The 24,469-nt window shown below is 55.4% G+C and carries 8 protein-coding genes; 2 read left to right on the top strand and 6 right to left on the bottom strand.

The window, feature by feature from the left end; genetic code table 11:
• The first annotated feature begins 223 nt into the window (after positions 1-223).
• Positions 224-1,420: a mannonate dehydratase gene (gene uxuA, locus BJJ97_RS10540; RefSeq protein WP_095993912.1), complete on the top strand. Its 1,197-nt coding sequence runs from the start codon at positions 224-226 to the stop codon at positions 1,418-1,420.
• 103 nt (positions 1,421-1,523) lie between these two features.
• On the opposite strand, the gene pelI is transcribed toward uxuA, so the two are convergent.
• On the bottom strand, positions 1,524-2,567 hold the full coding sequence (gene pelI, locus BJJ97_RS10545) for a pectate lyase PelI (RefSeq protein ID WP_095993913.1): 1,044 nt from the start codon (positions 2,565-2,567) through the stop codon (positions 1,524-1,526).
• A gap of 703 nt (positions 2,568-3,270) precedes the next feature.
• Between pelI and BJJ97_RS10555 the strand changes: the two genes are divergently transcribed.
• Positions 3,271-4,479, top strand: a complete 1,209-nt coding sequence (locus tag BJJ97_RS10555; protein WP_095993915.1) for a glycoside hydrolase family 28 protein — start codon at positions 3,271-3,273, stop codon at positions 4,477-4,479.
• Positions 4,480-4,573: 94 nt separating this feature from the next.
• Here the strand turns inward: BJJ97_RS10555 and BJJ97_RS10560 are convergent, their stop codons facing one another.
• The 5 genes from BJJ97_RS10560 to BJJ97_RS10575 form a co-directional block, all read right to left on the bottom strand.
• A complete protein-coding gene (locus tag BJJ97_RS10560; RefSeq protein ID WP_095993916.1) occupies positions 4,574-5,743 on the bottom strand; it encodes an HlyD family type I secretion periplasmic adaptor subunit in 1,170 nt (389 codons plus the stop codon).
• An 11-nt stretch (positions 5,744-5,754) separates the two neighbouring features.
• On the bottom strand, positions 5,755-7,893 hold the full coding sequence (locus BJJ97_RS10565) for a type I secretion system permease/ATPase (RefSeq protein ID WP_095993917.1): 2,139 nt from the start codon (positions 7,891-7,893) through the stop codon (positions 5,755-5,757).
• A gap of 37 nt (positions 7,894-7,930) precedes the next feature.
• Positions 7,931-9,370, bottom strand: a complete 1,440-nt coding sequence (locus BJJ97_RS10570) for a TolC family outer membrane protein (protein ID WP_095993918.1) — start codon at positions 9,368-9,370, stop codon at positions 7,931-7,933.
• 152 nt (positions 9,371-9,522) lie between these two features.
• Positions 9,523-13,518, bottom strand: coding sequence for an Ig-like domain-containing protein (locus tag BJJ97_RS22290; protein WP_264372082.1), 3,996 nt, complete (start codon positions 13,516-13,518; stop codon positions 9,523-9,525).
• Positions 13,519-13,562: 44 nt separating this feature from the next.
• Positions 13,563-24,140, bottom strand: a complete 10,578-nt coding sequence (locus BJJ97_RS10575) for an Ig-like domain-containing protein (protein ID WP_227003591.1) — start codon at positions 24,138-24,140, stop codon at positions 13,563-13,565.
• Positions 24,141-24,469 lie beyond the last annotated feature (329 nt).

The following is a 24,469-nucleotide window of genomic DNA, read 5'->3' on the forward strand; positions in this document are numbered from 1 at the left end:
CGGCATACGGAGAGAAAAGATATCAGACCAAATAATCCGTTTCTGACTTTTCTCCTCATGATTTCAGCCTAAATACGCATGATGTTAGTCCAAAATGCGAATTTTTTGTGTAATTGGTCAATCAATTCGTGAGTTTCGTTTGACAGCCTGTCCCGGTGAGGTAGGCTTTTCCTATTCTCGACGACAACTCACTATCTTGACGAAAATAAAAGGGTAACTCGGTATGGAACAAACCTGGCGTTGGTACGGCCCGAACGATCCTGTCTCACTGGATGATGTTCGGCAGGCTGGAGCGACCGGCGTGGTGACGGCATTGCACCACATTCCCAATGGCGAAATCTGGTCGGTTGAAGAGATTGAAAAGCGCAAAGCCGAATTGAAGGCGAAAGGGCTGGTGTGGTCGGTGGTGGAAAGCGTACCGGTTCATGAAGAGATCAAAACTCAGACGGGGAATTATCAGCAGCATATTGCCAATTACCAACAATCGCTGCGTAACCTGGCGCAGTGTGGCATCGATACGGTGTGTTATAACTTCATGCCCGTGCTGGACTGGACGCGAACCGATCTGGAATACGTCCTGCCGGATGGCGCAAAGGCGCTGCGTTTCGATCATATTGCCTTTGCCGCCTTTGAACTGCATATCCTGAAGCGTCGCGGTGCTGAAAAAGATTACACGGCGGATGAACAGGCACAGGCTGCCGACTACTTCCGTGCGATGAGCGAAGAAGATATCGCGCGCCTGACGGGTAACATTATCGCCGGGCTGCCGGGCTCTGAAGAGGGCTATACGCTGGAGCAATTCCGGGGCCGTCTGGCGGAATATGATGGTATCGATCATGCCAAACTGCGTGAGCACCTTGGGCATTTCCTCCGTGAGATTGTGCCCGTTGCGGAAGCCGTCGGCCTTCGCCTTGCTATTCACCCAGACGATCCACCGCGTCCGATCCTTGGGCTGCCGCGCGTGATGTCCACGATTGACGACATGCGCTGGCTGAAACAGACGGTCGATAGCCTTCATAACGGCTTTACCTTCTGCACAGGATCCTATGGCGTACGGGCCGATAACGATCTGGTGACGATGCTGGAAACGTTCAGCGATCGCGTGCATTTCACCCATCTGCGTGCCACCTGTCGGGAAGACAATCCCAACTCGTTCCATGAAGGCGCGCATTTGCAGGGGGATGTGGATATGGTGGCGATTATCAAAGCCATTCTGGCGGAAGAACTACGGCGTCAGAAGGCGGGCGATCTCCGTCCGATCCCGATGCGGCCAGATCACGGGCATCAGATGCTGGACGATCTGAAAAAGAAAACCAACCCCGGCTACTCGGCAATTGGGCGGCTGAAAGGATTGGCGGAACTGCGCGGCGTCGAGCTGGCGCTGAAGCGCACGCTGTTTACCGAATTGCAGCAAGGGTGATGAAATGAAACAGACCGTGCTTATTCAAGCACGGTCTGCAGGTGACTGATGCGTCAGGACCCCAGAGGAGGTATTAATTTATATGTGAATTCTGCTGGCAGAATTACAGAGCTTTAACGTTTGAACGGCTGACTTTGCAGTTCTTGGTATCCCACTGCTCGTCATGTTTTGTTGGTGTGCCTTTGCCTTTTTCTACACCAGTAAACTCTTCACAGATTTTAGGTTTACCTGCTTTGTAGTTTTTAATACGCAAATCACGGATTTCAGCGACATCACCAAAGTTACGGTTTACGCCAGCGATGCTGTCGATGGTGCCGTTAACCGTTGCGCTGATGATGGTCAGGTTACGTGGGCCACCGTTGTTGGTGCAGTCACCGCAAGAGCGCCACAGTTTGCCGTGTTGGCCAGTCAGGGTGAAGTTGCCCTGTACGATAGTGTGACTGTTCTTGGAGTTCTGTTGCAGCACTTTGTCCGGCTTGCCACCAGGGCCATTGGTGGTGTTATGTGCAACACCGCCGACGATGGTCATGGTTTTACCCAGGTTGGTTGCTGCATCTTCACAAACGTCTTCCCAGATCACGTTTTCAATACGGCAGTTGCCTGATTTACAGTGGATACCGTCAGAACCGCCTTTTTCAGAGATGCGCAAGTTCTTAATGGTGGCATTTTCCAGTGTGATAACAGGAGGCTGTTTATCACTGTCGCCTTTACAGCTCAGACCCAGAGTAATACCACCGCAGTCGACGGTTTTATCTTTAATTACCGCACCCGCTTTACATTCTGGACTGGCTGCTTTAAGCGGCGCTGCACGTAATGGCGCAGGTGCCGTTGAGGCGGCATTAGATTTCAGAACGCTATTATTACCGCTAACGGTATCCACCCAATACCAATAGTCTGACTGTGGATTGGCGCTTAAATCGGTAAAGGTTCTGTCTGTGGAATTGAGCTCTGCGATTTTTTCGCTGCCTGCCTGAGCACTACTGGTGCTGCGATACACATCCTGGCGAACAACATTGCCTGCATCGGTAGACCAGCTTAAATAGGTGGCATTGTCTTTTTTCAGCAGCATTAACATGGTGTCATCAGCCTGAGCCTGAAAAGAGAAAGCAGCCGTGCATAAAAATATCGGTGTTAAATACTTAAACATGTGTTTTTCCTTGTAAATTAAACGGATATTTTTTCTCTTTATTTATTCCAAATAAAGAGGGAGTCCTTGCGCATCGAAAAGGATTATATAGCAGGGAATATGAAATAAATAATAATTCGACGAAATTTTTGAGATTAATCAGGTTATTTAATTTAGTCTGTTATTATTTTATATTTAATTTTATTACTCGTTTATTATATTTCCTTTAATTATTTTCTGGAAATTAATAAATACTCGGAAGGTTCTTATTAAAAAATAAGAAAAGTGAATGGTGTGGCGAGGTGAAAATCTTATCACTCGCCGATTGCTGTGCGTGACGGGATTCGATTTGTTTCCACGTTTCGTTGATGTGCCATTTAATTTTCTGGTGATAATTTAACCATGCGTAAAACTGAATGCTTTTCTTGATAAACATCAGCAAAGTTTTATGTAAATGGACTTTTATTAATCTACATATTCATGTGCGACAATTTTTAGTTTCTATAAAGGTGTTTCATGTTTCTTAATTAAATAAAGAAAATGCGTCATTCCTTTTTAGTCACAATAAAATTGCGGATATCTACACCCTAAATAATTCGAGTTGCGGGTAGGCGGCAATCGCACGAGTCCCCAGGAGCTTACTCCAGTAAGTGACTGGGGGGAGTAAGAGAAGCCAACGCACCTGCGGCTTGAAGTATGACGGGGATATAAGGGAAGGTTTGACATGGAATACCAATCAGGCAAGCGAGTTTTATCACTATCATTGGGGCTATTAGGTCTGTTCAGCGCATCGGCGTTTGCTTCTGACTCACGAACGGTGAGTGAACCGAAAGCACCGTCTTCCTGTACGGTGCTTAAAGCGGACAGCAGTACGGCCACGAGTACGATTCAAAAGGCTCTGAATAATTGCGGGCAAGGAAAAGCGGTAAGGCTGAGCACAGGGAGTTCGTCCGTCTTTCTGAGCGGCCCGCTTTCTCTGCCTTCTGGCGTGAGCTTATTAATCGACAAAGGGGTGACCTTACGTGCAGTGAATAACGCCAAATCTTTTGAGAACGCGCCATCATCCTGCGGCGTCGTCGATAAAAACGGTAAAGGCTGTGACGCGTTTATTACCGCAACGAGTACGACAGGTAGCGGAATCTATGGGCCGGGCACTATTGATGGGCAAGGCGGCGTGAAGCTTCAAGATAAAAAAGTGAGCTGGTGGGATTTGGCCGCCGATGCCAAAGTGAAAAAGTTAAAACAGAATACTCCCCGGCTGATTCAGATTAATAAGAGCAAGAATTTCACGCTGTATAACATCTCTCTCATTAATTCCCCGAATTTCCATGTGGTATTCAGTGATGGTGATGGTTTCACCGCGTGGAAAACCACGATCAAAACACCGTCCACCGCCAGAAACACCGACGGTATCGATCCGATGTCATCAAAAAATATCACTATTGCCCACAGCAATATTTCGACGGGTGACGATAACGTGGCGATCAAAGCCTATAAAGGCCGTGCCGAAACGCGCAATATTTCCATTTTGCATAACGAATTCGGAACTGGCCACGGTATGTCGATCGGCAGCGAAACGATGGGGGTTTACAATGTAACCGTCGATGATTTGGTCATGACTGGCACCACGAATGGCTTACGTATTAAAAGTGACAAATCGGCGGCAGGGCAGGTCACTGGCGTTCGGTATAGCAATGTCGTCATGAAAAATGTGGCGAAGCCGATCGTGATTGATACGGTATATGAGAAAAAAGAGGGAAGTAATGTTCCTGACTGGAGCGACATTACGTTTAAAGATATTACGTCCCAAACCAAAGGCGTAGTGGTACTGAACGGCGAGAACGCGAAAAAGCCGATAGAAGTCACCATGAAGAACGTCAAACTGACGAGCGACAGTACCTGGCAAATCAAGAACGTCACGGTTAAGAAATAACGCGGTTAAGACATCGTTCTGTCATAACAGCGCCGCGCGGGGAACCGTGCGGCGCTGCTGTTTGTCACTTCCACTCGTTGTTCCGGGTGCGAGTTTAACGCTCACGCAGCGCTTCATTGACCTTATTCAGCGGTTTAATCAGATAGTCCATCACGCTTTTTTGACCGGTTTTTATCTCAACGCTGGCGACCATGCCGGGCACGATGGGGAATTTTTCTCCGGCTTTGTTGGTCAGCTCTGCCTGCGTGGTGCGCACATAGACTCGATAATAAAACTGATCGCGCCTGACTTCGTCCTGAAGGGTATCCGGCGACACGCTTTCGACTTCGCCCGTTAAATTGCCGTAGATGGAAGAATCATAGGCGGTGATTTTTACCGTGGCGGGCAAACCCGGCCGGATATAGGCAATATCGCGCGGGTTGATGCGCGTTTCTATCAGCAATTGATCTTCCAGCGGTACAATTTCCATCAGCTTGCCGCCCGGTTGCAGCACGCCGCCCACGGTTGTTACCTGAATGTCTTTCACAATCCCGCGTACCGGTGACGTAATCGTCGCGCGTTTTAGCTGATCGGCTTTCCCACTGACTACTTCCATCTGTGCTTCCAGATCGGCGTTGTTTTTGACCTGTTCTTCCCGTGCCCGAACGGCATATTGGTTGTTGGCTTCGTCGATTTTTCCTCGGATTTCGCTAATCTGACGGCGTAAGCGAATCACCTCGACGGCGCTGGCGGCACCGCGCTGCACCAGCGGCTCTGTCATCCGCAGCTCTTGTTCTACCAGCCGCATAGACTGTTGCAGGTTGGCGACCGTTTCATCGCGATTGCGCAAGCGTGATTCATAAAGCTGACGTTCGCGTGCGGCCAGCGCCGGTTCCTTCATGGTTTCTTCGCTAAATTTTAGCGGTGCGCCGCTGAGTTCGGCGTGCAGGCGTTCGGCGGAGGCGCGCAGCGTCTGCACGCGGGAGAAGGCTTCACCGTAGACGGACTGGAAGCGGTTGATGTCTAACTGCGCCAGCACCTGACCCTTCTCGACGACGTTGCCCTGCTGCACATACAGTTGACCGATGATCCCGCCATCCAGGCTTTCAATCACCTGCGCGCGGGTCGACGGCGTGACTTTGCCGCTCCCGACGGAAACCTCATCCAGCACGGCAAATTTGGCCCAGATAAAAAACACGATCAGCCCCAGTAGGCTGAGCCAGATAATGACGGAGACACGTCGACCCTGGCGTTTCAGGTCATCATGGATAGTGATGCTACTCATTGTATTTCCCCTTACGCCACGCTCTGTGCGGTATCTGCCGGTTTGCTGACTGCTTTCAGGATCTGATCACGCGGGCCATCAGCGACGATGCGCCCGCCATCCATGACGACCACGCGATCGACCAGCTTGAGCAGCGCCGGACGGTGTGTCACCAGCACCAGCGTGCGGCCAGTAAGCCAGTTGCTTAATTGCTGAATAACGTGGCTTTCCAACTGTTCGTCCATTGAGGCGGTGGGTTCATCCAGCAGCACAATTTGGGGATTACGCAACAGCATCCTGCTGAGCAAGATCATCTGTTTCTGCCCGCCGGATAAACCGCGCCCGCCTTCATGAATGATGCGATCCAAACTGGAAGCATCCTGTTGGATCAGGCTGAGCGCGCCGCTAATGCGCAGCGCCTGCAACAGTTCCTGTTCGGTGGCGTGCGGGTTGCCGAGCATCAGGTTTTGCCGCAGGCTGCCGAAGAACAGGCGTGATTCCTGTGACAGAAAACCCAACTGGCGGCGGACATCGGCCGGATCGATCTGGCTGATATCAACGCCATCAATAATGACCTTGCCGCGCGTCGCGGTTGCCTGATTGGCAAGCAGCTTGAGCAGGGTGGATTTCCCCGCGCCGACCTTACCCAGCAGCGCCACTTTTTCGCCCGGTTTGATCTCCAGTTTGCCGACCTGCAAGGCGGTATCACCTTTTTCGGGGTCGTAGCTGTATTGCACGTTGTGCAGTTGGAAGTGTCCTTGAAGGATCGGGCAGTGTGCCATTTTGCCCTCTTCCGGCCGATCCAGCGGTTTTTGCAGGAGGTCATCCAGCCCGGTCATTGCAGTTTTCGCATGTTGCCAGCGGGAAAATACCATCGTTAGCTGCATGAGCGGGGCGATGGTGCGGGAGGAAAGCAGGCTACAGGCCACAAGCGTACCGGTGGTGATGTCACCTGCCATCACCAGATAGCAGCCGAAAACCAGCATGCCAGCATAGGTGAGCTGTTGAACGGTCGATGCCCAGCCGCTGAGCCGTGCCCCCCACACGCGCTGCTTCATCCCGATGGCGGCGCTGACTTCGTGAGTTTGTTCCCACTGGCGTTGAAAGTAGGGTTCGGCCTGCAACGCTTTAATATCTTCGATCCCTTCGATGGACTCGACCAGCACCGCATTGCGCAATGCGCTTTCACGCATCCCTTCTTTGGCGAGTTTCGCCATCGGCCATTGCAGCAGCAGACCGGGGATGACAATTAGCGGGATCGCCAGCATGGGAATAAACACCAGCGGTCCGCCGATCATCGCCATGATGCCGAGAAACAGCAAGACGAACGGCATGTCGGCTGCCGCCCCGACGGTCGTCGACGTCAACAGTTCACGCACCTGATCGATTTCCCGCAGTTGAGAAATAAACGAGCCGGTGGATTTCGGCCGAGCCTCGTTTTTTATCGCCAGCGCGCGGGCGAACAGCATACCCGACACGTTCAGGTCGATGCTTTTGCCCATCAAATCGGAAACGACGGTGCGCGACAAACGGATGGCATACTCTAATGCAGCGGCCAGCAGCACGCCGAAAAACAGCACCCACAAGGTGGGAATCGACTGCGCCGGAATCACGCGGTCATACACCTGCATGGAGAACAGGATCCCCGCGAGCGCCAGAACGTTACCCACGATAGAGGCCAGAGAGATTTCCCCGATCTGTCGTTTTGCTCCGCGAAAGTGCTGCCAGAACCAGTGCTTGCGGTACGGTTTGACGAAATCATCGATGCGGGTATCGCGGCCACGTTCCGCGATGCCGACCAGCACGATAATCCCCTGACTGTGTTTGATGAGTTCTGTCAGTTCGGCTTCGCGCTGAAGATCGCCGCCGTCATTCAGCCAGTAGGTGGCGATGCCTTCGTCATTCAATGATTCGATGACGATAACGCCGCCGTCATCGGTTTCCGCCAGTACCGGCAGGATCTTGTTACGCCAGCGGAGTTTCTCCGTATGGCGCAGGCTGATGCTCAACCCCATCAGGTGACTGATTTGTTCTAACTGGCGGGCAATCGGCTGCTGTTCGTACCAGCGCATCTGCTGGCGTACCGACTGAGTATCCACCACTTGTCCATAGTGGGCGGCGGCGCGAGCCATCGCGGCAATCCAGACTTCAGTTTGGGCAACGTGTGTCATTGATATTCCTGCATGTTCTTATCCGGCAGGAGCCGGCTTACAGCGACGGTAACGTCTCGCCAGTGGTTTCATGACGCTCAATACCCAGCATATCCAACAGATTATCGACGGCAGCGGCGTAGTTAACCGTCGCCTCCCAGCCGTCGTATAACGCGCCGATGCGTGAGGTTTCGGCCTGCAACACGTCTTGTTCCACGCTGAGCAGGTCGTTCAGGCTGCGCTTGCTGAGCTTGTATTCATCCTGATAGACGTTGCGGGTATAGGTCGCGCTGGTAATTTGCTGCTGGCTGGCTTTTTCACGCTGCTGCGCACCGATAAGATCGGCATAGGCCGTTGAGGCTTTTTGGTTCATATCCAGCTTAGCTGCTTCGACTTCGGCTTGCGCCGCTTCGCGCGTGCCTGACGCGGCATCAACGCGCGCGCTGACGGCTCCGCCCTGATAAAGCGGGGCTTCGACCACCAGCTGTAGCTGATCGTCCCAGTAATTACGCCTGTCGGTTTCATAGCGGGTGCGACCTGCCTGCACGGCAATGGTGGGAAAGTGTTGCGCTTCTGCCTGACGAACCCGGTGGCGCGAGGCCTCTTGCTTGGACTGTGCGCTCAGCACCGCATTACTCTGCTGGTACGGGAGCGCCTTGAGCGTAATCTTTTGTTGCAGCAGCGCGCGTGGCAGATCGGGCAGGGCGGTGGGGAGAACGCCGGTTAACACGCTGAGCTGCGCCAGCGAGGAACGCTCCAGTGCCCGATACTGTTCCAGTGTCGCCCTCATACCCGCGATACGGGTTTCCGCTTGCAGGATGTCGGATTGCGTACTGAGACCGGCCTCTGCGCGGAGCGTCGCGGTGTCTTTTACCACACTGAGCGACGTGATATTACGCTCGGCCGCCAGACTCAGTTCCTGATAGCGTTTGACTTTCAGGTAGGTAAGCAAGGTTTGCTGGCCGACCGTGGTCATGGTGCCGTAGAGCTGATAGCGATAAGCATCTGACAGGCTGTGCTGTTCATCAATGCTGCCGCCCGTCTTACCGAAATCGTACAGGAGCTGTTTTAGCGTAAGACCCGCCGTCGAATTGTTGCTCATCGTGCCGCTGGTATCACTTTGATCTGACCGACCGACATTGCCGCTCAGACCAATTTGCGGGAACCAGGCGCTTTGCGCCACGCGCAGATCGGCTTCTCCAACGCGAATTTGCGCCGAGGCCTGTGCGATTTGCGGGTTGCGTGCGAACGCGCGGAGAATGGCCTGCTTGAGATCCAGACTATCGACCTGCTGCTCTGTTGGTGCGGCAGACCAGTCAAACGCGACGGCCTGAGCGAACGTCGGCGAGCTATAGAAGAAAGGAAGACTACAGCAGGCCAGTCCGAGCGCCAGCCCGACCGTCAGCACACCGCGCGGCGTGTGATGGCGTAATGTGTGCGTCAAAAAAGCGCTATTGCGCGGAAAAAACATGCCCCTGATAAAAAATGGTTTGTGCATCAATGACCCCTGTTTTCATCACTCTTTGTTTTAGTTCCTTTAAAAGGGCGGCCAGCCTGTTAGTAACAGTGGTTGTTTTCCCTAACTGGCCTCCTCTCAAAGCCTCCCCCTTTGGCTGGAGGAGGCGTTAACACTTAACTCTTAAAACACCGTTACACCATATTGACGAGCAGGCCTTGCTGCACCAGTACATCTCCCAGGTTGTTGGCGTTATCCAGCGATGAATGGTGGTAGACATCGAAACGCTGACCATCAATATCGCGCTGTCCTACCGTGCTCCACGCCCCTTCGCCCGGGATCAGGTTCACCTGATTGCCTTCTCCCCCGACGATCAGCAAGTCGTCTTCTGGCCGGTCGGTGACATTCAGGGCGCGATCGAGATCCAGCGTGATGCTGTTGGTGCCATTTTGGCCTAAATCGAAGATCTCCACGTTGTCGATTTTCAGCCCCAGCGCGGTGAGATCCAGATTGAGATCGGTGCCATCCAGAACCAGCGTATCAATGCCGTTGCCGCCATCGATCTGGGTAAAGTCGAGCGTTGAGAGCGTAATGAGGTCATCGCCTTCACCGCCTTCGACATCTGCTCCCGTTTGCACACTGCCGTCGGCCAGATTGATGACAACACCGCCGATGGCGTAAACGCTGTCTTCCACGTCGGTGCTGGCGCTATTGTCGATGGTGTTGGTCTCGCTGAGCGCAGCCGCCGCCACTTTCGAACTGACATGAAGGGGTTGTACCTCGGCATTTTCCCCGGTATCGAGCGGTTCGCTGGACAGCGACGCCACCTGCGCGAGGCTGCTATCGTCAACGTCCAGCGCCATCATGCTCATCAGCGGTAACCCGAGGGAGATACCGGAGGTTAATCCCGCGGAGACGCCAGTGAAGTTGCCCGCCTGATCGGTGACGGAGGCTTCAACCGCCGTACCCAGCAGCGCCGTCAAAATTGTGCCAACGTTCAGGACGTTGATCCCCAGCAGTGAGCTGGTGAAGTGCGCGTTCCATTTGCCATCGGCACCGACGGTACCCTGTAGCGTCTGGCCGAGCAGCGTGACGGTCACTTTGGCACCCTGCTGCACGTAGCGTGATGTCCCGCTGACGGTGATGCCGTTTGCCAGCAGGCCTACGGTATTGCCAATTAGCGACCCCACCGCATCAATGCCCAACTGCGGCAACTGGTGCGTTTTCACGATCACATTGCTGCTGGTGTTGTTGGTGTTGCCATAGCGGTCAGTGACTTTGACACCGACGGACAAATTGCCATCGGCGATGTTGAGCAGGTTAGTGCTCGGTACGCTGATGCTCCAGGTGCCGTTGCCAGCGACAGTGGCGCTGAGCACAAGCCCGCCCACAGTCAGCGTGACGCTACCGCCTGCCGCGTTAGTCGTGGTTCCGCTGATGATCTGGTTTATGCCCGCTTCGGCCAGATTCAGGTAACCGTCCCCGCCAAACAGGGAGCCGAGGCTGACCGTTGGCAGCGCGTGAACGCCCACACCGATGGATGCCCCCGCGCTGATACTTTTTCCTGCCGCGTTGGTCAGAGAGGCGTTGAGGGAAAGCGTGCCGTCAGTTAAACCGTTGAGATCGAGCGAAGGCAGGCTGACGGACCAGCTCCCGTTGCTTTGCACCACGGCAGAGTAGGTCTTGGTACCCAGTGAGATCTGGATTGTAGAACCTATCGCATTGGTACTGGTGCCGCTGATGACCTGACCCGCCGCTGCCTCGACGGCATTGAGCAGGCCGTCACCGCCAAAGAGTGGACTGATGGTCAGCGTCGGTTGACCATTAATCGCCACGCTGACGGTACCAGCTTGCGTGCCGACGTTACCCGCCGCATCGACCAGACGAACACCGACATTAGTGACGCCATCCGCAAGGGCTTTCAGGTCGAGGCTAGGGACCGGCAGGCTCCAACTGCCGTTTGCACCAACTGTTGTGGTGTAGGTTTTACTGCCCAGCGTGACGTTGATCGCGGTGCCCGCTGGCACATTGGTCGTGGTCCCGCCGATGAGCTGCGTACTTAACAGGCTAGGGAGATCCAGAACACCGTTGTTGAACAACGAGTTAAGGGTAATCGTCGGCGGCAAGATGGCGATGTTTAGGCCCGTGCTGATACCCGTGCTGTTGCCTGCCGGGTCGGTTACCGTGGCACTGACGGTGAGGTTACCGTTCGCCAAGCCGGACAGTTGCAGCGGCGTGACGCTGGTGCTCCAGGTGCCGTCATTGCCGACGGTCGCGTTTAGCGTCAGGGTGCCAATGCGAATCACGACTGCCGATCCTGCGACGGCATTAGTGGTAGTGCCGCTAATCGTCTGCGTCAGCGCGGCTTCTGCGGCATTGAGGAAACCATCGCCGCCAAACAGTGAGCCAAGGTTAATCGTCGGCAGAGTTTTGGCAATAATGTTGATGGCGTTATTGACCGTGCCGATATTGCCCGAGGTATTCGTGATCGACACATTCAGCGTGGTGTTGCCATCGAGCAACGTGCCGAGATCGGACGGCAGCAGCGTCAGGCTAAACGCGCCCCCCGCGCCGACTGTAGACAGGAAGGTTTTACCGCCAAGGGTAACCGCAACCTGCGATCCGGCGCTGGCATTGGTGACCACGCCACTGATCGTTTGTGCCGCCAGCGCTTCTGCCGCGTTGAGGAAACCATCGCCGCCAAATACCGGGTTCAGCGTAATCACCGGCTGGGCAAAATCGAACTTGATGCCGGCATTGCCGCTGGCGCTATTGCCTACGCTGTCTGTCGCGGTGGCGGTCACGGTGAAATCACCGCTGCCCAGCCCTTGCAGAATACCCAGTATGCTTGGGGTAACCGCGGCGCTCCATTTGCCGTCCAGACCAACGGTCGCGGTGACCGTCTGTGAGCCCGCAATGCTAAGCGTAATGGTTCTGCCTGCCAGACCGGTAGCCGTGCCGCTCAGAGTTTGGTTGACCAGCAGGTCGCTCAGATTCAGCAGGCTATCGCCAAAGGCCGGATTCAACGTAATGCTCGGCAAGTTCTTGATAACTGTCGGGACGTTCACTATCTGGCTGGCGGTATTGCCCGCGTGATCGGTGACCGCCACACCCAGCGCCAGCGTCCCGTCCTGCAAGGCTTGCAGATCGAGAGCAGGAACGGACAGACTCCAGGCACCGCCTGCACCGACGGTAATCCCAGTGTAAATTTTGGTGCCCAACGTCACAGCGACCGTTGCGCCAGCGGCAATATTCACATTGCTGACGATACCGCTGATAATCTGGCTGGTCGCGGTATCGGCGGCATTCAGCGCACCATCCGTGAAGGCCACAACAGAGTCAATGACCGGCAGGGATTTCAACACGTCAATGTTGACTAGCTGATTCTTCACGTTGCCGTGTGAATCGACGATGTCGACGTTAACCGCCAGCACGCCATTGCTTAAGCCAGTGAACACGTTCGAAGGCAGGGCAACGCTCCAGGCCCCGTTGGCGCCGACGGTGCCTTCCACTGTGGTGCCCAACACGGTGACCTGTACTTTCGCGCCCAGATAGTTGCCGGTCGCGTTACCGCTGATGACCTGCGTCACCAGCGATTCAGCCAGATTGAGGATGCCATCGTTACCGAAGATATCGTTAATGCCTGCGCCGAGCGTTTTGTTCAGTGCGACATCCAGCGTGACATCAAGGTGCGCGGTATTGCCCGCCGTATCGGTCAGCCTCACGCCGATGACCTGCGGCCCGTCAATCAGGTTTTGCAGATTGGCGGACAGGATTGGAAGACTCCAGTTGCCGTCGAGGCCGACGGTTGTGGTACCCGTCAGCGGCCCGGCGGTTAAGGTGACGGTGGCACCCGCTTCGCCTCTGCCGGTAATCGCTGCGCCCGCTACGGCTTCAGCCAGCGTCAGGATATTGTCATCAAACAGTGTGACGCTAAGCAGTGGGATATCGGTATCAACGGTAATAACCTGCGTATCCGTTGTGGTATTGCCAGCTTTATCCGACAGCGTCGCGGTGATGACGTAGTTGCCGTCGGCTAACAGTGCCAGATCGGCGGCCGGGACATTGACGCTCCAGGCGCCAAGGGAACCAACCTGAGCACTGTAGGTTTTACCGTTCAGGACGATGGTGACAATTTGTCCCGCCTCTGAGATGGAGGCCGTACCGGTAATCGCCTGCGCTGTGCTCATTTCCGCCGCATTGAGCGCATTGTTCGTCGCCAATGCGACAATATTCAAATCGGGGGGGTGGTATCGACCAGCACACTTTTCGTGTTTGTTATTGCAGGGGTGTTTGTTACGGTAGCCGTGACACTATTTGAGCCCATGTTAGTAAAATAAGTGTCAGCGTCAACCGTGACACTCCAAATGCCATTGGCATCGGTGGTTGGAGGAGAAGAAACCGAAATGCCATTAATGGTTACTGTTATCGATTGGCCGGTAGCAACGTTAGTGGCTCTCCCAGAGATGGTGACATTACCGGTTATCTCGGCAGCGTTGATGATGTCGTCGGTTGCTATTGCGTCAATCACCATAGTTGATGGTGTTTGCGTCAGGTCAACAGTAAAGTTAACGCTGGATGGCGGCGTTGAGTTGCCTGCTCGGTCCTGCGCACTGACGGAAAGCGAATAGGTCGTGTTGGACAATACCAGCAATGCAGAGGAAGGGACGTCAACGCTCCATAAGCCACCGTTGAGAATTTTGGTTTGATAGTTCAGGCCATTCAGTCTGACGGTCACGTTCTGGCCGATCTCCAGTCCGGTCGATGTCCCACTGACGGCCTGTGTTGCCCGGCTTTCCGCATAGGTCAGACCGTCCAGACCGGCGAAGGCCGAAATCGTAATGGTCGGTGCGGCCTGAATCGCGAGGTAGGCCTGAGAATTCAACGTACTGCTGTTACCGAGGCTGTCCGTGGCCGTGATGCTGATATTTTGCGTACCATCGGCAAGCTGGGAAAGCTGGGTCGGGGTGAGCGTTGCGGTCCAGACTCCCCCGCTAAGCTGTACGACTAGGGGTTGCCCGCCAAATGTGACGTCCACACTCACCGCATCGCCTGCGGTACCGCTTAGCGTCCTGCCCAGCAGCGTAGCGGCTTCTGCAATGCTCATGTAACCATCGTCAAACGGCGTATTCAGCGTGATGGTCGGTGGCGTGAGATCGCTGTCAAAGACGATCGGCGCAGACCCTACGTTGCCGGCCGCATCGACGGCGGTGACGGTGATGGTATGTTGGCCGTCGCTCAGCGAGTTCAGCGCATTAGGGGGCAGCGTAACGGACCAGTTGCCGAGACCATCCACTGTTGCGGTGTAGCGAATGCCGTTGAGGTCGATCTCCAGTTTAACGCTTTGCCCGTTGCCGCCAATCTGCGTGCGGCCAGAGAAAGTCAGTGCGGATGCGGCTTCGGCACCGCTCAGAATATTATCAATACCGAACGGCACCATGTCGATAATCGGCGCTGGCAGCGTCTGTGCCGAACTCACGTCGAGCGAGGCGCTGGTGTTGGTATTGCCGACCCAGTCGGTGACCTTAACGCTAATGCTGTAGTTGCCTTCGGTGAAGATCGCCAAATCAGCAAGGCTTAGCTCTCTGGACCAGCCGCCTAAGCCGTCAGCGATGGCGGTAAAGGGGGTGTCGACCAGCGTAGTTTTATTGGTCACCGTCACGATGACTTCCTGACCCGCGCTGGTAATACCGGTTTTACCGGTCAATGTCTGGATGGCCTGAATTTCAGTGGCGTTCAGGATGCCGTCACCAAACGGCAGATCCAGCGTTGCCACAGGCAGGGTGGTAGTCAGTACATTCGCCGTGGCTGCTGTGGTGCTGGTGTTGCCCGCGGTGTCGGTTACGATGACGGTGAAATTCACGGTGCCATCCGGCAGATCAATTAGCGTCTGGCGATCCAGCGATAACGACCAACTGCCGTCGGCATTTACCGTAGCGGGGAGGCTTGTGCCGTTAATGCTGACCGACACGGTTTGCCCCACGTTGCTGGTGAGCCCCGTTTGTCCGGAAAGTATAGCGCCCGGCTGCGCATCGGCCAGACTCAATTTGCCATCGCCGAACGGGGTATCCAGCGAGGCGACGGGAACACCCACAATGACGCTGGTGAAGGATCCGCTGCCTGAACCGGTATTGCCTGCATGGTCCGTGACGGTCACATTGATGGTTTGTGTACCATCACCAAGTGCAGCGAGATCGGCTGCGGGTAGCATCACACTCCACTGACCGTTTGCTGCCACTGTGGCGCTGTAGGTGGAGGTGATCGTACCGTTGGTGATCGAGACAGACACGCTCTGACCTGGATCGATGAGCCCCGTCGTGCCTGTCAGCAATTGATCCACCGTGCTTTCTAACTGATTTAGCACGCCGTCGACAAACGGGGTGGCGATGCTGATGGCGAAATTGGTGTGGATGACGACATCCAATGTGCCGCTCGCACTGCCGGTATTGCCCGCGCTGTCTGTGACCGTCGCGCTGACCTGCATGTTGCCATCTGCCAGAATGCTCAGCGCATTGGCCGGAATCGTGGCGCTCCACAAACCGCCCGCGAGCGTCACGCCTGTCGTAGTGTAAGTCCCGATCGTGACCTGAATCACTGTCCCGACGGGCAGGTTGGTGTAACTGCCGCCAATCGTTGTTGCCGTCGCCAGCTCCGCAATAGTCAGGACGTTGTTGTCATAGAGCGAATCCAGCGTCAGCGTCGGGAGCGACTGCGTTTTTAACGTGATATCAATGCTGGTGGCGCTGGCATTCCCTGCGCCGTCGGTCACGCTGGCTGCCAGCGTTTTCACGCCGTCGCCCAATGCCAGCAGGTCGCTTGCCGCAACGGTGATTTGCCAGACGCCGTTACTATCGGCGACGGCGCTATAGACTGCCGTACCGACGTTGATCGTGACCAGAAGGCCCGCTTCGGCTTTACCGCTCAGCGGTAGCCCGGCCAGCGCGTCCGCCAAACCGATGTCGCTGGTATCAACCAACATGTCGATGGACAGCAGCGGTGGGACGGTATCGACCGTGAACGGATGGGTGGCTGTGGCCGGATTCTGCGCGATGTCGCTGACCGTCGCGGTAACGTTCTGGCTGCCCTGCGGCAGATTTTGCACATCGCTAGCGGTAACGGTCGTGCTCCAGCTACCGTCAGCGCCAATGGTCGCCAGATACGTTTTGCCATTCAGCGTCACCGTGACGCGCTGTCCCACTTGAACATTCGTGGTTGAGCCAGAGATGAGCAGGTCAGATTGCGTATCCTGCGCGCTGATGACATCGTTACCCGATAGGGTGGCGATGGTGATGGCTGGCAGATTAGTCACATCGGTGATGACGGTAATGCTATGCGTCGCTGAACCGGGGTTGCCGCTCACGTCCGTTACGCTGGCACTTACGGTTTGTTTGCCATCAGGGATGTTGCCGACATCGGTTGCAGGAACCTGCACGCTCCAACTGCCATTCGCACCCACGGTGGCAAAATAAATTCCACCGTTGAGGGTGATGGTAACTTGCTGGTTCTGTTCTACATTCTGACTGCTTCCGCTGATGGTCAACGCTTGGCCTGATTCGGCCAGATTGAGGTAATCATCGGTCGACAGCGTGGCTATCGTCAGAGTCGGTGCTTTAGCGGGATCGGTATCCAGCGTAATCGAATGGCTTACCGTGCCGGTGTTGCCGGCCGCATCGGTCAAGCTGGCGGTGATTGCCGTGATGCCGTTCGGCATATTTTGCAGGTCGCCAGCAGGCACGGTGACGCTCCAGGTACCATCGGCCTGCGCCAGCCCCTGATAGATCTGCCCGTTGATGGTGACGTTAACAATGATAGGACGGCCACTGTCGTGGATGGGCGATGTACCGCTGATCTCCAGCGGCAGCAGGCTTTCCGCGATATTGATGATATCGTCAATGCCAATCGGGTTGATGGTCAGCACCGGCGGGGTCAAGTCAACGAAGGCGCTACCCTGAACGGTAGAGGTATTGCCTGCCGCATCGCTGACGGTAACGGAAATATTTTGTATGCCGTCTGCCAGCGCGTTCAGCACGCTCGGTGACAGTTGAAGGCTCCAGTTGCCGTTGCTGTCAACCGTACCGGAATAGACTGCGGTGCCAATGGTCACGCTGACGGTTTGCCCGGCTCCGCGTAGACCCGTCGTGCCGTAGAGTGTTTGCACGGCCTGAGCGTCGCTGAGATTCAGGTAGCCGTTGCTGAAAGGCATATGCAGCGATGCCACCGGTGGGTTATGGATGCTGATGCCCAACTGCTGCGTCCCCGACAGGGCATTGCCCGCCTGATCGACCGCTGTGACGTTAACCGTGATGACGCCATCCCCCAGCACTTGCAGGTCGCTGGGCTGAATGGTGGCGCTCCAGGTCCCGTCTGGCTGCACCTGTACGGTGTAAGTTTTCCCGTTGAGTATGACGTTGACATCCGTGCCTGACGCAACGTTGACGGCACCGCCGTTAATCGTAATACCGTTTGCCGCTTCCAGCACGTTTAGCTGGTTATCCCCGGTGATTGGCGCAATAGACAGCCCGCTCGCGTTAGTATTCACCGTGACGGCGCTGCTGGATGTCGCGGTATTGCCGGCGACATCATTCACGCTGACGGTAATCGTCTGGCTGCCGTTAACCAGCAGTGCCATGTCGGTATCCGAAATCGTGGTGCTCCAGCTTCCATTCGACAGAACTTGTGCGGTATACGCCTTGCCATTGAAGCTAATCGTTACCGTCTGGCCTTGCTCAACGTTTTTACTGGTGCCGCTGATCACTTGGCTGACCCGAGCTTCCGCCCCATCGATAATGTTGTTGCCAGCAAAAGTACCAATCGTGACGACCGGTGCGTTGAGCGGGCTGGCATCGACGACAATGGTCTGCGTTGTGGTTGTGGTATTGCCTGCGGCATCGGTCAGACGTGTCACGACGCTGTAATTGCCGTCGGACAGGTTGCTCAGATCGGCTGACGGAATGGTGATGCTCCAGGTGCCGTCACCGCCGATGGTACCGCTGTAGGTTTTCCCGTTCAGCGTGGTGGTAACGGTTTGCCCCGCGCTAGACGGTGAGGCGGTGCCGGTGAGCAACTGATTACTTTGTACCTCGGTGCTGTTCAGAATGTTGTCGGTCGCAACGTTGCCCGCCGTCAGCGTAGGCGGTGTACGCGCCACGGTAACGTTACTGGTTAAGGTGCTGCTGTTTCCGGCCGCGTCACTGACGCTAACCTGCAATGCGGTGCTGCCATTTGGCAGATTTTGCAGGCCATTCGCAGGCAGAGAGATCGTCCAGTTACCTGCCGAATCTACGATCCCTGTGTACGTCACGCCGCCGAGTGTGGCCGTGACGGTTTGCCCTGGTGAGGCGATACCGGTTGTGCCGCTGAGCGTCTGAGTCACGCCCGCTTCTGTGGCATTGAGGATGCCGTCGCTGAACGGCGTATTCAGCGTCAGCGCCGGGCTACTGTGGGTGAATACCTCGATCGTACGGCTGCCGCTTAACACATTCCCCGTACTGTCTATTGTCGTGACGGTCAGGGTTGAGGTGCCGTCGGCCAGCGTGCTGACATCGGCTGCTGATACGGTGATGCTCCAGGTGCCGTTCGGTTGTACGACGCCAGCATAGCTTTTCCCGTTCAGCGCAATCGTGACGGCGGTGCCTGCTGCCACGTTCTGGCTGCTGCCGTTGACGGTGAGATCTTGCGCGGCTTCGGCTTGATTCAGTTTGTCATCACCCGCGACGGTATCGATGGCGATACCGCTCAGGGAAGTGTTCACCGTAATGGTCTGGCTGAGTGTTGCGGGGTTACCGCTGACGTCGTTGACGCCAATCGTGACGGTATGCGCGCCTTGTGCCAGATGAAGGAGGTCGACAGACGGTACGCTGACGCGCCATTGGCCGTTGCTGTCAACCGTTGCGGTGTAGGTGTTGTCGCCAAGCGTCACGGTAACGCGCTGCCCCGCCTCGACATTCAGGCTGCCGCCGCTGATGATTTGCGCGACGTTGATTTCGCCTCCGTCGATGATGTTATTAAGCGCGATGGCGTTGACGGTAAGCAGCGGCAGATTGGCCGGATTGGCATCCAGCGTTAATGACCCCGTGCTGGTGGCGCTGTTGCCTGATACGCCTGTTAGTGTCGCCGTCACGGTGTAATTGCCGTCAGCCATAGCCTGAAGGTCGGTGGCAGGAACTGTGGTGCTCCAGCTACCGTCAACCTGAATCTGCGCCTGATAATTTTTATTGTTGATCGTGACAAGGACGGTGCGTCCGGCTTCTGACTGTAGCGCGTGACCGGAGATCACCTGATCGTTCAGGCTTTCAGCGGCGTTGATGATGCCATCGTTGGTCAGCGGTTTCAGCGTCAGTAGAGGGCGAGCCATATCGACGGTAATGTCGCGAATGTTCTGTATGCTGTTGCCTGCGGTATCCGTCGCTTCTACGCGAATGGTCTGTACGCCAGTTGGCAGAAGTTGCAGGTCGGCGGCGGGAAGCGCGGCACTCCAGTTGCCCTGATTATCCACGGTTGCTGTATAGGCTTTGCCGTTCAGCGTGACGATGACGCTTTGGCCCCCTCCTGCAATCCCGGTTTTCCCGGTCAGGTTCTGCCCGCTGGCTGATTCGATGATGTTGAGTATGCCGTCGCCGAAAGGCTGATCAATCGTTGGCTGTGGCAGGTTATTAATATGGATATCAATATTGCGGCTAGCGGTGACAGGGACATCACCGGGGTTGGCGACGCTAGCGGTAATCGTCGCTGTGCCATCCGGCAAGGCGAGCATATCGGTGCTCTCGATTGTGACGCTCCAACTCCCGTTTGCGGCAATCGTACCAATATAGGTCTTGCCATTAAGCGTAACGGTAACGCTTTCTCCCGGAGTCACGTTGACTGTCGAACCCGAAATGGTCAGCGGTTGTGATGCTTCCAGGCGGTTGATCTGGTTATCAATCGCGACAATGCTGATGGAGATACTGTCATTGCTCGTATCGATAGAGGACCAGGTTTCATGACTGCCCTCGTTACCAGCCATATCCGTGACTTGTGCAGAAATAGATACCGTTCCCTCGCTAAGTTCAGCCATATGTTCAGCGGGGATTTCCACTCCCCAACTGCCATCGTTCTGGATGGTGGCGAAGTAGAATTTTTTGTTAAGGAAAAGGGTCGCGATCTGGCCGGTTTCGACATTCGAACTGGTGCCTGTTAGCCACTGGCTGACCCTGAGATCGGCTGCGTTGATGACGTTATTCTCATCAACGAAGGCGTTAACAAAAATCGTTGGCTGGAATGCCGGATCCGCACTGAGCGTAATGGACTTCTCAACGCTGACGGTATTCCCGGCGACATCGCTCAGCGACGCGGACAGTGTGTAGTTGCCATCAGCCATGCCGCGCAGGGCTGCCGTGGGCAAATTGATACTCCAGTTGCCATCGGTGCCAACAACGCCGGTATAGAACTGCCCATCGAAGGTGATAACGACGGTGCGACCCGCTTCGCTGATTGAGGCGGTGCCGTTGACGGTCTGGTTACTCTGCGATTCGACCAGATTGATGGTGTCATCACCTGCAAGGGTGCCGATAGTCAGGCTAGGGGCGGTAAAGTCGGTAGGGCTGATAAACGTTTTACCTGCCTGATTGCCCGCTGCATCCTGTGCGGTCACCAACAGGGTGTTGTTGCCTTCTGGTAACTGCTGGAGATCGGCCGCAGGGACGGTGACTTTCCAGTTACCTGCCGTATCAACCGTTCCCGTATAAGATTTCCCGCCGAGGGACAAGATGACCGTCTGCCCCGTACCGCTGATGCCGGTGTGACCAGTAATCGTCTGGCTAACCAGCGCCTCTGCGCCGTTCAGTGAACCGTTGCCGAACGGGGTATCAATCGTCGGTTGCGGCAGGGTATGAATGTGAACACCGAGCGTATGATTGTCCGTTATGGCAGCGCTTCCCGTCACATTCACGCTGGCGGTTACAGTGGCATTGCCGTCTGATAGAAGCTGGAGGTCGGCACTGGGGATTTGCAGCGTCCAACTGCCGTCTGCGGCCACGGTGGTGGTATAACTTTTCCCGTTCAGCGTCACGGTCACCGTCTGTCCTGCTGGGACATTGGCGGTATTTCCGCTAATCGCCAGCGGTTGCAGGGATTCTGCCCGGCTTAACAGGTTATCGCTGGCGACAATGTTGATGGCGATGCTGTCGCCAGACTTATCGACGTTGATATTCTGGCTTCCGCTCGCGGCGTTGCCCGCTTTGTTACTCACGTTAACGCTAATGCTATGCGCACCGTCCGCCAGCAGGGCGATATCTGCGGTTGAAACGTTGATGCTCCAGACGCCGCCGGATTGCACGGTGGCAAGGTAGGTTTTTCCATTCAGACCAATGGTGACAACCTGTCCCGCCTCAACGTTGGTGGTGGTCCCGCTCAACTGCTGGCTGACTTTTGCTTCTGCGCCATCAATGACGTTATCGTCCGCGAAATTATTGATGGTAATGGTTGGCGCGGTGGTCGTACCGCTGTCAATGGTCAGCGGGCGGGTAACCGTTGTGGTGTTGCCTGCGGCATCGGTCAGCGTAATGGTCAGGTTCTGGCTACCGTCTGCGATAGCCACCAGATCGGCCGTTGGCAGCGTAACGCTCCAGTTTCCGTCGTTGCCGACGGTGGCGGTGTAGGGTTTGGCATTTAGCGTAACGGTGACTGTTTGACCGGCTTCGCTGAGCGATGCGGTCCCGCTGACCACCTGATTAACGGCCAGTTCTGCACCATTGAGGATATCGTCCTGAGCGATAGCGGAGACGGTGAGCGTCGGCGGCGTCGTATCCACAGTGATATTTTGCGTGACGATAGTTTCATTGCCGGCGATATCGCGGACGACGATCTCCAGCACGCTGATGTTGTCCGAGGGCAGGCTTTGCAGCACGTCTTTAGGGATCGTGACCGTCCAGTTCCCGTTGGCATCCACCGTTCCGGTAACGTAATTCCCACCAATCGTCAGGCTGACGGTTTGGCCCCTGCCGCTAATCCCGGTTTCCCCACGGATGACCTGATCCTGCGCGGCTTCGGTTCCGTTTAAGACGCCGTCGGCGAAAGGCGGTGTCAGCGTAATGGATGGGAGCGTGTTGATATGTACATCCAGCGTGCGGTCGACGGTGACGGTATCGCCACTGATTCCCTCTACGCTGGCAGTCAGGGTATTACTGCCGTCTGACAGCAAAAGCAGGTCGGCGCTGGGGATGTCCAAAGACCATTTGCCGTCTGCTCCCGTTGTGGTGGTGTAGGGCTTCCCGTTCAATATCACGGTGACGGTTTGGCCCGCGGCAACGTTGGCCGTTGTGCCATCAATCGTTAGCGGCTGCCCAGCTTCCACAGCATTCAGGCGATTATCAAATGAGATGATGCTGATGTTGACCGCTTCGGCGTTGGTGTCCACCGTGATGGTTTGTGGCGGCAGCGTGGTGGTGTTGCCCGCTTTATCCGTTAATGATGCCACCAGATTGTAGGTGCCGTTAGTCAGCGCCTGAATATCACCGGAAGGAATGAACACGCTCCATGCGCCGTCGCTCTCTACGGTGGTGGTATAGGTGATACCGTTGAGTGTCACCGTTACGGTTTGACCAACGTCCGACAGGGAGGCCGTACCGGAGACAAACTGTGAGGATTGCAGTTCATCGGCGGTGATCAGGTTGTTGCCGGTAAACGGCGACAGGGACAGCTCCGGCGGCGTGGTATCGACAATAATGGTGCGGTTGACCACGGTGGTATTGCCGGCGCTATCGCTAATCGTGAACGACATGGCGTGCTGGCCTTCGCTCAGTGCACGAAGGTCTGCGGCCGGCACCGTCAGGGTCCAGGTACCGGCGGCATTAATGGTCGTGGTATACGTTTTTCCATTCAGCGTGATGCTGACGTTCTGGCCGGCCTCACCGGTTCCGTTGAGGATCTGGCCGTTTGCCAGCTCTCCGACGGTGAGGTAGTTATCGCCCGTGAATTTATCAACGGTTAAATTCGGCGGCAGGGTATCAATGGTGAGATCGATCGTTTTCTCATGGACGACGCCGTTGGCATCCGGTACGCTCACTTTTAATGCGTAAACGCCGTCTTGCAGCCCGGTAAACGCATCTGCTGGCAGTGTAAAGCGCCAGCTGCCGTCGGCTGCAATGGTGGTGGTGTAAACCACGCCGTTCAGCGTGATAGTGACGGTTTGTCCCGCATTGACGCCGGTTGTTTTCCCGCTGAGAACATGAGGCTGGCCGATTTCCGTACGGTTCAGCCCGTTATTTCCGGCAAAGGCATCGACGGTTAAGGGTTCTTGCGGTGGCGGTGTGGAGTTGTTGTCATTGCTTGATGACGAGACAGCGACGGCGACCCCAGCGACAGCCGCTCCGCCGACGGCGACCGCACCCAGAACGCTGCCCAGCGTGGTTGCAGATAACGTACTAGTGGTCGTGCTACCAATCAGCAATGACGTCATATCGCCCAGCGCGGTATATTCTGGCGTAAGGGCAACGGCTTCCGCCGCGAGTGCCGCTCCTTCTGCCGCTGCCGCGCCGGAGAACTGTGCATGGATGAGTCGGGTGCCATCGTCAAAAACCAACTCGCTGTGATAACCGGCGGCATCCAGAGTAAAGAAGCTTTCATAGCGGACGGTGGTACCGTCGCTCATGTGCAAGATAAGATCGTTGCCAACACGCTCATACCGAGACACCACGTCGGGTGTGCCAAAGATTCTGACGGTGCTGCTTTCCAGCAATTCGATATTCGTCGCTCCCTGAGGAACGGCGTTGATGAACTGACCACTATGACGCGACAGGATATTTGCATTTCCCGCAATAACATTCATATCTGACATGAAATAGCCTCTTGCTTATCTGCAACCATTGTCTTAATACCTCTCACGGCGGATCGGGGCCGCAACGGGAGACGTATGGGGATATGCACCACCAACACAAAAAGAGGGGGCGCTAAAGCTGACCTGGTTCAGAAACAAAAAGCAGTAGTCGTCAAATATGATTAACAATATTGCTGTGTGTCCCTCTGTTATGGGGATTAGGTTATCGGGATGATATTCACCCAATTCTTGATATTTATAGGTGTGGCTTAACTAAAAATCCAACTTTTTTGAAATGTTTTGAAAATAAAAAATATGACAATATTCTTACGTATTAAATAACTTAGCGA

The sequence above is a fragment of the Pectobacterium polaris genome (assembly GCF_002307355.1).
In the GTDB taxonomy this organism is placed as follows: Bacteria; Pseudomonadota; Gammaproteobacteria; order Enterobacterales; family Enterobacteriaceae; genus Pectobacterium; species Pectobacterium polare.